13 protein-coding genes are annotated in these 13,144 nt (G+C 68.7%); 4 read left to right on the forward strand and 9 right to left on the reverse strand.

Going from position 1 to position 13,144, the window contains the following annotated elements; all coding sequences use genetic code 11:
* Positions 1-348 precede the first annotated feature (348 nt).
* The gene (locus BLQ77_RS25715; protein ID WP_089963989.1) at positions 349-1,974 is read right to left on the reverse strand and encodes a hypothetical protein; all 1,626 of its coding nucleotides are present in this window, start codon (positions 1,972-1,974) and stop codon (positions 349-351) included.
* Positions 1,975-2,192: 218 nt separating this feature from the next.
* Between BLQ77_RS25715 and BLQ77_RS25720 the strand changes: the two genes are divergently transcribed.
* Positions 2,193-2,375: a hypothetical protein gene (locus BLQ77_RS25720; RefSeq protein WP_131822062.1), complete on the forward strand. Its 183-nt coding sequence runs from the start codon at positions 2,193-2,195 to the stop codon at positions 2,373-2,375.
* 136 nt (positions 2,376-2,511) lie between these two features.
* Here BLQ77_RS25720 and BLQ77_RS25725 read toward each other — a convergent pair whose 3' ends face one another.
* Positions 2,512-3,108 carry a GcrA family cell cycle regulator gene (locus BLQ77_RS25725; RefSeq protein WP_008887292.1) on the reverse strand — a complete coding sequence of 199 codons (597 nt, stop codon included), beginning with the start codon at positions 3,106-3,108 and terminating at the stop codon, positions 2,512-2,514.
* Between the two features lie 121 nt (positions 3,109-3,229).
* Between BLQ77_RS25725 and BLQ77_RS25730 the strand changes: the two genes are divergently transcribed.
* A complete protein-coding gene (locus BLQ77_RS25730) occupies positions 3,230-4,039 on the forward strand; it encodes an ABC transporter permease (protein ID WP_008887194.1) in 810 nt (269 codons plus the stop codon).
* Here BLQ77_RS25730 and BLQ77_RS25735 read toward each other — a convergent pair.
* The 7 genes from BLQ77_RS25735 to cydD form a co-directional block, all read right to left on the reverse strand.
* The gene (locus BLQ77_RS25735; protein WP_110476946.1) at positions 3,930-4,457 is read right to left on the reverse strand and encodes a DMT family transporter; all 528 of its coding nucleotides are present in this window, start codon (positions 4,455-4,457) and stop codon (positions 3,930-3,932) included. The two genes, BLQ77_RS25730 and BLQ77_RS25735, sit on opposite strands and share 110 nt — an antisense overlap.
* A gap of 125 nt (positions 4,458-4,582) precedes the next feature.
* Complete coding sequence (locus BLQ77_RS25740; protein WP_089963991.1) at positions 4,583-5,041, reverse strand: NUDIX hydrolase; 459 nt, start codon at positions 5,039-5,041, stop codon at positions 4,583-4,585.
* A gap of 165 nt (positions 5,042-5,206) precedes the next feature.
* Entirely contained in the window at positions 5,207-5,344 is a 138-nt protein-coding gene (gene cydX, locus BLQ77_RS25745; protein WP_008886675.1) for a cytochrome bd-I oxidase subunit CydX, read from the reverse strand.
* 15 nt (positions 5,345-5,359) lie between these two features.
* Positions 5,360-6,523 carry a cytochrome d ubiquinol oxidase subunit II gene (cydB, locus tag BLQ77_RS25750; RefSeq protein WP_008886595.1) on the reverse strand — a complete coding sequence of 388 codons (1,164 nt, stop codon included), beginning with the start codon at positions 6,521-6,523 and terminating at the stop codon, positions 5,360-5,362.
* A gap of 5 nt (positions 6,524-6,528) precedes the next feature.
* Complete coding sequence (locus tag BLQ77_RS25755; RefSeq protein ID WP_008886887.1) at positions 6,529-8,142, reverse strand: cytochrome ubiquinol oxidase subunit I; 1,614 nt, start codon at positions 8,140-8,142, stop codon at positions 6,529-6,531.
* Between the two features lie 210 nt (positions 8,143-8,352).
* Positions 8,353-10,023, reverse strand: coding sequence for an amino acid ABC transporter ATP-binding/permease protein (locus BLQ77_RS25760; protein ID WP_089963992.1), 1,671 nt, complete (start codon positions 10,021-10,023; stop codon positions 8,353-8,355).
* Positions 10,020-11,669, reverse strand: a complete 1,650-nt coding sequence (gene cydD / locus BLQ77_RS25765; RefSeq protein WP_089963993.1) for a thiol reductant ABC exporter subunit CydD — start codon at positions 11,667-11,669, stop codon at positions 10,020-10,022. The genes BLQ77_RS25760 and cydD overlap by 4 nt, the downstream gene beginning before the upstream one ends.
* A 202-nt stretch (positions 11,670-11,871) precedes the next feature.
* Between cydD and BLQ77_RS25770 the strand changes: the two genes are divergently transcribed.
* Both BLQ77_RS25770 and acpS read left to right on the forward strand, forming a co-directional pair.
* The gene (locus tag BLQ77_RS25770; RefSeq protein WP_089963994.1) at positions 11,872-12,624 is read left to right on the forward strand and encodes a pyridoxine 5'-phosphate synthase; all 753 of its coding nucleotides are present in this window, start codon (positions 11,872-11,874) and stop codon (positions 12,622-12,624) included.
* Between the two features lie 46 nt (positions 12,625-12,670).
* Positions 12,671-13,075, forward strand: coding sequence for a holo-ACP synthase (gene acpS, locus BLQ77_RS25775; protein WP_008887038.1), 405 nt, complete (start codon positions 12,671-12,673; stop codon positions 13,073-13,075).
* Positions 13,076-13,144 lie beyond the last annotated feature (69 nt).

A 13,144-nucleotide genomic window follows, 5' to 3' on the forward strand; every position in this document is an offset into this window, starting at 1 on the left:
CCGTCAGCGCCTCAGCGCCGCCGGTGAGGGGCTATCTACGGATTACACCCGACACCCGCAAGCCCCCTTTCCCATTATTCGTCATCTTTTTTTCATCAGTGAGAAGATGGCACGGATTTCAAAAGGTTAACTCATACGAAACGAGCCACTCATCCAATTCGCTCTGCCTCCCCCAAGGTCACCCAAGGCGCCCCGGCAGCGCCCTGACGGCTTACCCACACGCTTATCCACAGATCGGCCCCTGCGGCCGCCCGGAATCGGCGGAATCGCCAGCGGAATCAGCGCGACACTCTGCTGATGCCCAGGAGTCCCCAGGGGCAGCACTGGTCCGACGCCCCTGCAAACCCGTCAGCCCTCGCCGCCCCCACATGTCTCGAGCGTCCAGAGCATCTGGAGCGCGCGGAAATACTCGGGGTCGTGGCTCCACTTCGGCAGGAGCGCAGCCATGAGTTCGGGCGTCAGGTGCGGATTGCTGCCCTTCCACATCCGCGCGGCCTCCATCGCCTCGTCGCGCCGCCCCGCCAGCCAGAGCGTGCCATAGAGCATCCGGTAGGCCCAGGTCGCGCCGGGCCCGGCGCGGAGCCCCTGCTTCACCAGCGCCACCGCCTCGTCGAAACGCCCGAGATTGCGCATCGCCGCGGACCGGCCGAACAGCACGTTGAAGTGGAACGGATCAAGCGGGCTCAGCCGCTCGCACTGGTCGAAGTCGCGAAGCGCCTGCGCGGCGTCTCCCTTGTAGACGGAGTTCCAGCCGCGGCGCAGCCAGCCCCAGGCGTTGTTGGGATCGAGCAGCAGCGCCCGGTCAACCAGCGCCGCCGCCTGCTCGAAGTCGTTCGCCGCCATGGAACAGGTCGCCCCGAGCGCCACCAGCGAAGCCGCGTCGTTCTGGACCAGAGGTCGGGCCCGTTCGATAAGGTCGAGCGCCGCGTCCCGGTCTGAATGGCCATCCTCGCTCCAGAGGTAGCAGCACTGGTGCGCGTGGCACCACGCCTTGTAGGCCATGGCCGGGGCGTAATCCGGCGCATGCTCAAGCGCACGGGACAGGAACCGCATGGCCTTGAGATTCTCTTCCGGCCGGTGCGACCAGAAATGAGGGAGCGCGCTGAGCGTGAGCTCGTAGGCGGTCCGCTCTTCCGGGGCGCGGCGGCGGGCCCGGGCGATCTCGGCGGCGCGCAGGTGCGGCGCGATCTGGCCGGCGACGAGGGCGGCGATACGATCCTGCAGGTCGAAGAGGTCGTCGATGCGGTCGTCGAAATGCTCGGCCCAGATTGTCCGTCCGTCGCGCGCCGCCGCCAGATGCACCGAAATCCGCACCCTCTGCCCCTGTTGCCGGACCGAGCCCTCGACCACGTAGTCGACGCCGAGCCGTGCTCCGACCGAAGCGACATCCCGGTCTCCGCCCCTCAACCCGAAGGCCGACTGGCGCGCGACGATGTGGAACTCGCGCACCCGCGACAACGCCGAGGTGATGTCCTCGACCACGCCCACCGCCAACATCTCGTCATCCGGCGCCCCGTAGCTCTGGAACGGCATCACCGCGAGCCCGGGCCGGCTGTCACGCGGCGGCGGTCCGGCGGGGTGAACCGGCTGCGGCCCGGCATCCTGCGCGCTGCGTTCCTGCCGGAGCCAGTCCTCGAAGGCCTCCGAGGCCAGATCGAACCCCTCGAGAAAGCGCCCGCCGCCGGACAGGTCCGTGCCGACCTTGCGCAGGTCGAGCCGCACGATCTGGCGATCCGCGGCGAGCAGCCCCTCGGGCAGGACCCGGCGCAGCACCGAAAGCTCCTGCCGCAGCGAGGCGCGTGCCTGCTCCTCTGCACGGTCGGACCAGAGCAGATCCGCCAGCGCCGCGCGCTCGGCGCGCATCTCGGGCTGTCTGGAGAGGTAGGCCATCATCGCCTGCCCCCGGCGCGACAGCTGGTCCGGGGCACCCGGGCCGCTGAGACGAAAGGGACCGTTGAGGTGAATCGTGAGCATGGCGGGCCGTCAGGCGATGGAAAAGATGAGGATCAAACCGAATTCACGAACGATCCTAGCAGGGTTACGACGTTTTTGCGAAGTGCGCGCCGGTTTTGACGGGAGATTTTACGCAGCGATTGCGACGTAGCGTCAATCTCGGACTGCAGACCATCTACCTCCTCTCCCGTTTCAAAAGGATCGCTTCCATGCCCCGTCCCATTTCAGAACCCTTCTCCATGACCCGCCCCACGTACGGGATTGGCGCCGTGGCCCTCGGCGCGCTGGCCGCGGTCCTGCGCCGCGATGCCCGGTGGCGCGAGACCCGCCGGATCGAGAAACTGACCGACGCGCAGCGCGACGACATGGGCCTGCCGCATCCGATGCCGCAGCCGCGCCGGTTCGAGCCACAGGGTTGGTGAGCCCGTCGCTCGTGTCGCGACAACCGTTCAGGCCAGCAAAGACAAGAAGAAGGCGGGGCGCCCGTTCCCGGGGCCCCGCCTTTCTGATGTCATAAATACAGGTGCGCCTCTCTATATGGAGAGTGGCGCCCGGGCCTCAGCGACGACGGTCGCGGCGCGAGGACATCGGCTGGAAGGCCACGCCCACATGAGCCTCGCAGTAGGGCTTGCCCTGCTGCACCGGCAAACCGCAGAACCAGAAGTCCTCGGTGGCGGGGTCGCCCACCGGCCACTTGCAGGTGCGCTCGGTCAGCTCCATCAGCGTGAGCTTCTTCGCCTTCTTCTCAACCTCGCTCACCTTGGCGAGCGCCTCGGGCGAGATCTCGTTGGCAGAGGGCTGCGGCGGCAGCGGCTGGCCGGCGGGGATGATCTGCTTGCGCGCCGGCGTCGGCACCGGGCGGGTTTCGGCAACGCTCGCCGCGGCGGTCTCGCGCGGCTTGGCCTCCGGCTCGGGCTCTGCGGGCTTGGGTGCCGGCTTGGCCTTGGCCTCCTTGACGGGCTTCGCTTCCTTCGCCGGTGCTGCCGCCGCCGGTGCGGGGCCCGATCCGGTACGGTTCGACAGCCCCAGGCGGTGAACCTTGCCGATCACGGCATTGCGGGTCACCCCGCCGAGCTCCTTGGCGATCTGGCTGGCAGACTGGCCTTCCGCCCACATCTTCTTCAGCAGCTCGACGCGTTCATCGGTCCAGGACATGGTGCTTCCTTAGTGAAAAAGGCGGCCCGGCATCGGGGCCGCCTGGAAAATCCGCGGATGGCCCTATTGTAGTCATCGCACTGCGAGTTACAAGCCAAGCCCGCATAGGAAGGGATCCCACATGACCGACATCTCACGCAAAGGTCCGGGCGAGCGTCGTTTCGGCGCGGTGAACTGGCTCGGGCTGTTCACGCTTTGCCGCCGCGAGGTGCTGCGCTTCGCCAATGTCTGGACCCAGACCCTGCTGGCGCCGCTGGTGACGGCCGGCCTGTTCCTGCTCATCTTCACCATCGCCATCGGCCCGCGTCGCGGAGACGTGATGGGGGTGCCGTTCACCAGCTTCATCGCGCCGGGCATCCTGATGATGACGGTGATCCAGAACGCCTTCGCCAACACCTCGTCCTCGATCGTGATCTCGAAGGTGCAGGGCAATATCGTCGACACGCTGATGCCGCCGCTCGCCCCGTTCGAGCTGGTGCTCGGCTACCTCGCCGGCGGCGTGGCGCGCGGACTCATGGTCGCGGTGGCGATCACCCTCGGGCTCTGGCTGATCACCGGCCTCTTCCCGGCGCACCCGCTGGTGCTGCTGGTCTTCGCAACGCTGGGCGCGGCATTCCTGTCGTCGCTCGGGATGCTGGCGGGGCTCTGGGCCAACAAGTTCGACCAGATGGCGGCGATCACCAACTTCATCGTGACCCCGCTCGCCTTCCTGTCGGGCACCTTCTACTCGGTCGAGGCGCTGCCGCCGGTGCTCTATTCCATCACCCACTTCAACCCGGTGTTCTACCTGATCGACGGCGCCCGCTTCGGGATGCTGGGGGTCAGCGACGCGAATCCGGTGCTCGGCTTCGCGGTGGCAGTGGCGGCGACAGCGGCAGTGATGCTGGCGGCGTGGTCGCTGTTTCGGACCGGCTGGCGGCTGAAGGCGTGACGGCCCCGGCGGGTCTCAGCAGGGCCTCGCGCCAGGCCAGAAGGCCCGCGCCCGCCACGATGATCGCCGCGCCCAGCACCGAGATGCCGTCGGGCACGACGCCGAAGATCGCCATGTCGTAGAGCGTCGCGAAGACCAGCGTGGCATACCAGAAGGGCGACACGAAGCTCGTGTCCGCCCGCCGGATCGCCTGGATGAAGCAGCTCTGCGCGCCGGCCATCAGCACCCCGATGCCGGCCAGCGCCGCCCATTGCGCCGGAGTCGGCACCTTCCAGAACCAGAGCGCCGCCAAAGTCGCGATGACCGCGCCGATAAGGTTGTTGCCCAGCAGGATCTGGAACGCGCCCTCGCGGCCGCTCAGCCGCTTGATGACCACCAGCTCGGTCCCGAGGCAGATCGCAGCCCCCACCGCGAGCATTGCCGCCGGCTGGAACGCGTCGGGCGCGCAGCACCATGGCTCCGAAGAGCGCGATCATCCATGGCACAGCAGTGCGCGAGCCGGCGCGGCTTGGCAAGCGGCCATGCCGCGCGCGGTGGAACCGTTCAGACGCGGCGAAGAAGCTGGCGGAGAATCGGTTGCCGGCGCGGCCTGTCGCTCAGTGAGGTCAGCAGCTTGGACAGCTCGGGTTCATGCACGCGCTTGGCGGCGCCCTTGGGCGAGAACCACTTGCGCTTGCGCTCGTGCCTTTCCTTCCAGCTGCGCTTCAGCTTCTCGACGATCATCGGATAGACCTGCACCCGGCAGGGCATCACCGAGCCGTCGTCGAGCCGCTTGTCGTAGACGAAACTGCCGATCGCCTCCCGGCTGATGTAGCCCACGGCCCCGGCCTCTTCCACCGCCTCGATGGCGGCAGCATCCCATGGCTTGCGGCCGTTCATCTCCCAGCCCTTGGGCATCACCCAGCGGCCCGTGTCCCGCGACGTGACCATCAGGACCTTGAGATTGCCTTTCTTGTCCCAGTGGATGGGCAGGGCTGCGATCTGCTCGCCGTAGCTGCTCATCTCACGAGACCCGCAAATCGCGTATCATCGGGTATCACTAATCCTCACACGTAATGAACGTATGACGGTTTCGCGAAAAGTCCTGATAATCTCTTAACGCGGGCCCGGACACGGCAGCGCGCCGCCCGAGGGTCGGACGGCGCGCCTGAGGTTCGTAAAGGGGGATCAGCGGACCGGCTGGTCGCCGTTGCAGTCGGCCTCGTCCACGATCCGAGAGTCGGTTCTCAACTCGAACCACATGGCGTTCAGCACCGCGAAGAGCGCCGCCAGCGGCAGACCGAGAAGCCAGGCAAAATACCACATCGTGTCAGTCCTTTCTCAATAGACGCTCTCGGAGTTGGCGGTCACGTCGTCTTCGGTGACCTTGCCCCAGAGCACTTTGTAGACCCACGCCGTGTACATGAGGATGAGCGGCATGAAGATCAGGGCGGCCACCAGCATTACGAACAGCGTCAGGTGCGAGGACGAGCTGTCCCAGACCGTGAGCGAGCTGTTCGGGTCGACGATCGAGGGCAGGATGAACGGGAACATGGTCAGGCCCACGCTCGCGATGATCCCGGTGATGGCGAGCTTGGACCAGAGCAGAGTCGAGACCTCGTGCCCCTCGCGCAGCCCGCGGACCGCCATGGCGATGCCGGCAAAGCCCATGAGCGGCGCAATCGCGATCCACGGACGCTCGGCATAGGCCGCAAGCCACGAGCCGCCGCGCGTCACCTCGGAATAGAGCGGATTCGACGGCCCGTCCTTGGCGACCTCGCCCACGACGGCGAAACCGTCGACGCCGAAGGCCAGCCAGAGCCCCGCCAGCGCATAGGCCACGGCCGCGACCATGCCCGCCACGGTGCCGATGGTCCGCGCACGGATCTGCACCATGCCCTCGGTCTTCAGGGTCAGCCAGGCGGCGCCGTGCATTATCAGCATCGACAGCGAGACCACGCCCGACAGGATCGCGAAGGGCCGCAGCAGTCCGAGGAACTTGCCGTAGAAGGTGCCGTCGTACATCGGCATCAGGTCCTCGGTCAGGTGGAAGGGCACGCCCAGCAGCACGTTGCCCACCGCCACGCCGAACAGCAGCGCCGGTGCCGCGCCGCCCACGAAGAGCGCCCAGTCCCAGCCTCTCCGCCACGCCGCGCTGTCGCGCTTGGAGCGGTACTTGAACCCCACCGGCCGCAGGATCAGCGCCGCGAGCACCGCGAACATCGCGAGATAGAAGCCCGAGAAGCTGACCGCGTAGAGCGGCGGCCACGCGGCGAAGATCGCCCCGCCGCCGAGGATGAACCAGACCTGGTTGCCTTCCCAGACCGGGCCGATGGTGTTGATGACCACGCGGCGCTCGGTGTCGGTCTTGCCGACGAAGGGCAGCAGGGCGCCCACGCCCATGTCGAAGCCGTCGGTCAGCGCGAAGCCGATCAGCAGCACGCCGAGCAGCCCCCACCAGATCACGCGCAGCAATTCGAAACTCAGAAGATCATGCAGGATCATGTGCCTCACTCCGCCGGGTTGGGTGCAAACGGGCCCTTGCCGTCATGGGTGCGCAGCCGGTGTTCGTGGCGCTCGGTCCACGTCTCGGTCTCGTCGACGTCCATGTAGGGTCCCTTGCGGATGTACTTGAGCATCAGGCTCATCTCGATGACGAAGAGCACCGTGTAGAAGATCACGAAGCCCGCCAGGGTGATGAGAAGGTCGCCGACGCTCAGGTGACTTGCCGAGAGCGCCGTGGGGAGCACCCCGTCGACGGTCCACGGCTGGCGCCCGAACTCGGCCACGAACCAGCCCAGCTCGGCGGCGATCCACGGCGCGGGGATGATGATCACCGCGAGCCGCAGCGCCCAGCGCGGGTACTGCCCGCCCCGGAAATTGCCGGTCACGAAGAAGTAGATCATCACCGCGATGAAGGCGAAGCCGAGACCCACCATCAGGCGGAAAGCCCAGAACAGCGGGGCAACGCCGGGGATCGTATCCGCGGCCGCCTGCACGATCTGCGCCTCGGTGGCGTCGCGCGGATCGTCGACGTAGCGCTTCAGCAGGAAGGCGAAGCCAAGGTCGGCCGAATGCTCCTCGAAGGTCGCGCGGACCTCGGCGGGCGTGGCGTCGCGCTCGGCCCGGATGGTCATCAGCGCGTCATAGGCGATGATGCCCGAACGCACCCGCGCATCGGCCTCGGCCACGAGATCGTTGATGCCTGGGATCTCGGTGTCCAGCGAGCGGGTGCCGATCAGCCCCATGACCCAGGGGATCTCGATGGCGTAATGGGTCTCGCGCGCTTCCTTGTCCGGGAAGCCGATGGCGGTGAACGGCGCGGGGGCCGGGTGGGTCTCCCACATGGCCTCGATGGCCGCGAGTTTCATCTTCTGGGTGTGCGAGGCCGAGTAGCCGGACTCGTCGCCCAGCACCACGACCGAGAGCGCCGCGGCAAGGCCGAAGCTCGACGCGACCGCGATGGAGCGCCGGGCAAGTGCCACGTGGCGGCCCTTCAGCAGGTACCACGCCGAGACGCCAAGCACGAAGACCGACGCGGTGACGTAGCCTGCCGAGACCGTGTGCACGAACTTGGCCTGCGCCACCTCGTTGAACATGACCTCGAAAAAGCTGGTCATCTCCATGCGCATGGTGTCGGGATTGAACGCCGCGCCGACCGGGTTCTGCATCCAGCCGTTGGCGATCAGGATCCACAGCGCCGAAAAGTTCGAGCCCAGCGCCACGAGCCACGCAACGATCATGTGCGCGACCTTGCTGAGCTTGTCCCAGCCGAAGAAGAATAGCCCGACGAAGGTGGCCTCGAGGAAGAAGGCCATCAGCCCTTCGATAGCCAGCGGCGCTCCGAAGATGTCGCCGACGTAGTGGCTGTAGTAGCTCCAGTTCATACCGAACTGGAATTCCATGGTGATGCCGGTCGCGACGCCCAGCACGAAGTTGATACCGAACAGGGTGCCCCAGAACTTGGTCATCTGGCGCCAGATCGGACGGTTCGTCATCACGTAGACCGTCTCCATGATCGCCACGAGGATCGACAGACCCAGCGTGAGCGGCACGAAGAGGAAGTGATACATCGCGGTCATCGCGAACTGCAGCCGCGACAACTCGACGATATCGAGTTCCATGTTTCCGTCTCCTTGGTTGCGTGACATTGCACCCGCGGTCAGAGGGGAGACCTTCCGCGAGCGATAAGATATGTCACAGATTCATATTCAAGCGTGTGAATCGCCCGCACTTTCAATGCGATACGACTCAGCAAAATGTCCTTTTCAGACTCGGCTTTCGCCCCCTGCTACACCCTGAGCCCGGCACCAGTCTTGATCTGGATCAAAATATCAGACCTCTGGAATATATCTTTCGAGTTCCAGAACCCGGTCCGCCGACTCAAGCTCCGCCGCCCGGTGCGAGGCAGTGACGATCGCCGTGTCTGGAAGGAATTCCCTCGCGCCTGCAAGCACTTGCCGTGCAGTCGGCCCGTCGAGCCCCTCGGTCGGTTCGTCCAGCAGCAGCAGCTTCGGACGACGCAACAGGGCCCGTGCAAGGACAAGACGTCGCGCCTGCCCGCCCGAAAGCCCGGCGCCCCCCTCACCCAGTTGTGACCGGATCCCGCCACGCGCCTCGACCGCGTCCTCGAGCGCCACGGCGCGCAGGACGGCGCGGGCGGCCTCCGGGGTCAGCCCCGGATCGGCGAGCGCGAGATTGTCGAAGATGCTGCCCGACAAAAGTGCCGAGCGTTGCGGCACCAGCGTCACGACATCGCGCAGCGCCGCGGGCTCCCATTCGGAGAGCGGCTTGCCCAGCAGCAGCACCTCGCCGGCCGTAGCCGGTTCGAGCCCCACGAGCACGTCGAGCAGCGTGCTCTTGCCCGCACCGCTCGCGCCGCGGATCGCCAGCGTCTCGCCGGGTATGGCCGCGAAACCGAGGTCGTGCAGAAGCAGCCGCGACCAGCCCGGCCGGGCCAGCGACAGGTGCCGGACCTCGAGCACGGCGCCGGGAACCGCCGCCTGTGCCGGGCCCTTGCGCTCGGGCCTTGCCGCGACCTGCGGCTCGGCCAGCACCCGGGCGGCGGCGTCGCGCATCCGCCCGATCTCGGCCATGCCACGACGCAGCGGCACCAGCGTCTCGGCCAGCGCGAGCGCCACGAAGACCCCCACCGCCGCCAGCGCCGGGTCGAGGTTGTCGCCCGCGACCAGAACACCCGCCAGCGCAAAGGCCACGGCGGCGACCAGCGCCACGATGACCGACAGCACCATGCCCGCGCCGGTGTCGATGGCATCGAGACGGTCCATGGCGGCGCGGGCCTCGGCCTCGGTGGCGTCGAGAGACGCCCGCCAGCGCGGCAGCGTGCCCTGCAGGATCGCCTCGCGACGGCCCCGGAACAGCCCGATGGCGCCCTGCCGCAGGGTCTGCATCGCCGCCTCGGCGCGGCTCGACGGCTCGAGCGTCGCGCGCCCCACCCGCCAGAGCACCACGCCGCCGCCGATCAGGTAGCCGAGCGCAATGGAGGCGGCGATCGCGTGCGAGGTCAGCGCCCAGAGCGCCACGAAAGCCGCGGCATGGGTGATCAGCGCCGCCGCCACCGGCAGCGCCAGCCGCAGCACGACCCCGTCGAGCGCATCCACGTCTGCGGTGATCCGCGTCAGTGCCGCGGCACCGCGCATCCGGCGCAGCTCGGGCATTGGGAAACGCTCGAGTCGGGCGAGCAGCGTCACCCGCAGACGCGCCAGCGCGCGCAGCGTCGCATCGTGGGTCAGCAGCCGCTCGCCGTAGCGGGCGGCGGCCCGGCCGAGCGCCAGCATCCGGACCCCCGCCGAGGGCCGGAACACGTCGAAGGCGATGCCGATGCCCGCGAGCCCGGCCATGCCAGTCGCGGTGATGAACCACCCGGAAAGGCCGAGCAGCGCCGCGCCCATCACCAGCACCGTCACCGCCAGCACCGCACCGCGCCACATGGCGCGCGGCTCGGCGGTCCAGAGCAGCCGCAGGATCTGCCAGAGCTGTCTCATGCCACGCCCTCCCCCACCGGTACGATCCGTCCCATCGCCGCCGCGAGCGCCGGGTCGTGGGTTGCGACGATCACCGTCCGCCCCCCTTTGGCGAGCGCCACCAGCGCCTCGGTGATCGCGGCCCCGTTGGCCGCGTCCAGATCCGCCGTCGGCTCGTCGGCAAGGATCACGTCGGCACCGCTCAGGAAGGCCCGCGCGATCAGCAGCCGCCGTGCCTCGCCGCCCGAGACACCGGCGCCAGTCTCGCCCAGCACCGTCTCGAGCCCCTCGGGCAGTGCCGCGACGATGCCCTCGGCCCGGGCGTCGCGCAGCGCGGCATTGAGGTCGGCGCCACTGTCATGCGGGTCGAGAAAGCGCCTGAGCGTCATGTCGGGCACGTGCACGCTTTGCGGCACGTAGGCGATGCGCGCGCGCCAGGCGTCGGCGATGCCGGCGGTCAGCGGCTGCCCGGCGACGACGACCTGCCCCTCGGCGGGAGCCAGCAGGCCGGCCAGCAGGTCGAGCATGGTGGACTTGCCCGCGCCGCTCGGACCCGACAGCGCCACGCTTTCGCCCGGCCCGACCTCGATATCCGGCAGCGCCAGCCGCTGCGCCCCGCGCAGCACCGTGACGCCCCGCAGCGCCACCGAGGCGGGCCCCGCCAGCGGTGCGGCCTGCGCGCCCTGCCCCAACACCGGCGCGGTGTCGTCACCGGCCAGCGCATCAAGCTCGTCCGCCACGGCCTCGGCTGCCGCCTTGTCGTGCCACGCGGCGGCAAGATCGCGCAGGGGCTGGAAGAACTCGGGCGCCAGCAGCAGCAGGAAGATGCCCTCGCTCAGCGTCAGCCCGCCCCAGCTGCCCCAGGTCACCTCGCCGAGCAGCGAGAAGCCCACGAAGACCGCCACCATGGCGACGCCGATGGCTGCGAAAAGCTCGAGCGTGGTCGAGGAGAGGAAGGCGATGCGCAGCACCGCCATGGTGCGGGCGCGCAGCCCCTCGGCGCGGGCCTCGAACGCCGCGCGCGAGGCATCGCCCGCGTTCAGCAGCAGGATGTCGGGAAGCGCCGCGATACGGTCGATGAGCAGCGTGTTCATGTCGCCGATCTCGACCATCTGGCGGCTGCTCGCTTCCTTGGCGGCCATGCCCACCAGCGCCATGAACACCGGGATCAGCGGGCCCGCGATCAGGAAGACGAGCCCGACCGCCCACGAGACGTAGAAGGCCAGCGCGAGGATCAAGAGCGGCACCAGCCGCGTGCGCGCCATGGCGGGACGGTAGCGGGTGATCCAGGGGCCCAGCACCGCGAGCTTCTCGGTCAGCATCGCCGCGAGCGCCGCCGACGAGGCCCCGGCGCCGGGGCGCAGCGCCTCGCGCGTCAGAAGCTGCTGGCGCAGGTCGTGGATGACCCCATCGGCCGCACGGAAGGCGAGCCGCGCCGCCACCCGGTCGAGTCCCGCCCGCGCGATGCCCACCGCCGCAAAGCCCGCCGCGACCCCGAGGCTGGCCGAGCCCGGCGCCCCGGAGAGCCAGCCGCCGATGCCCCAGGAGATCAGCAGCGCCTGCAGCGGCCAGGCCGCCGCCGCGAGGGCAGAAAGCAGGGCGGCACGGCGCAGGGTGGCCTGGGCCTTTGCAGGAAGCAGCCGGTCGGGGGACGCGCGTCTGGCCATGAGGACCTCTTGCAAGCAATTGGTTCGCCTGCCCCTTTAGCCACGGTGGAGGGCCCATGGCAAATCCCGGGTCCGCGGCACTCCGCCACCCCTGCCACGGCGCGCCCGCGCAAACGCCCCTCGGCGACGGCGGAAAAACGGTTTCCCCCGCGCAGCGCCCGGTCTACTGTCCGACCGTTACCGCATCCCTCGCGAGGACCCCATGACCGACTATGCCGGACGCCTGCGGCTTGGCGTCAACATCGACCACGTCGCCACCGTGCGCAACGCCCGTGGCAGCGCCTATCCCGACCCGCTGCGCGCCGCGCAGATTGCCCAAGAGGCCGGTGCCGACGGCATCACCGCGCATCTTCGCGAGGACCGCCGGCACATCTCGGACGCGGATATCGACGGGCTCATGGAGAGCCTGAACCTGCCGCTGAACCTCGAGATGGCCGCCACCGACGAGATGCAGGCCATCGCCCTGCGCCACAAGCCGCACGCGGTCTGCATCGTGCCCGAGAAGCGCGAGGAAGTGACCACCGAGGGCGGGCTCGAGGTGGCGATGAACGAGAACCGCCTCGCCCATTTCATCGACCCGCTGCGCGAGGCCGGCTGCCGCGTGTCGCTGTTCATCGGTGCCGACAAGGCGCAGGTGGCGGCCTCGGCACGCATCGGCGCTCAGGTGGTCGAGCTGCACACCGGCCACTACTGCGACCTCCACGCCGAGGGCCGCTTCGACGAGCGCGACGCCGAGCTCACGCGGCTGCGCGACATGACCGCTTATGCCCATTCGCTGGGGCTCGAGGTCCACGCCGGCCACGGGCTGACCTACGACACGGTGAAGCCGGTCGCGGCCTTTGCCGAGGTGATCGAGCTCAACATCGGGCACTTCCTGATCGGCGAGGCGATCTTCCGCGGCCTCGGCCCCGCCATCGCCGAGATGCGGCGGCTGATGGACGAGGCGCGGGCGTGACCGCGCCCGCCCACTACTGCCTCGAGACCTCGCGCGGGAGCGCACGGTGATCCTCGGAATCGGCACCGATCTCGCCAACATCGACCGCATCGCGGGCACACTCGAGCGCTTCGGCGACAGGTTCCGCAACCGCGTCTTCACCGAGACCGAGCAGCGCAAGGCCGAGCGCCGCGCCGACGTCGCGGGCACCTACGCCAAGCGATGGGCGGCCAAGGAGGCCTGCTCGAAGGCGCTCGGTACCGGGCTGCGCATGGGCATATCGTGGAAGGACATGGCGGTGACCAACCTGGCCAGCGGCCAGCCCGTGATGCACGTGAGCGGCTGGGCCAGGGAGCGGCTCGACGCAATGACGCCGCCGGGACACGAGGCCATCATCCACGTGACGCTGACCGACGATCACCCCTGGGCACAGGCCTTCGTGGTGATCGAAGCACGGCCGGTCGGGGCCTGAGCCGGCGCCTGGCGAGGCTTGCGTCGCGCCGTGCGGGAAGGGCGGGATGCCTCCGGCGGGAGTTTTTCT

It is taken from the genome of Salipiger thiooxidans (genome assembly GCF_900102075.1).
GTDB lineage: Bacteria > Pseudomonadota > Alphaproteobacteria > Rhodobacterales > Rhodobacteraceae > Salipiger > Salipiger thiooxidans.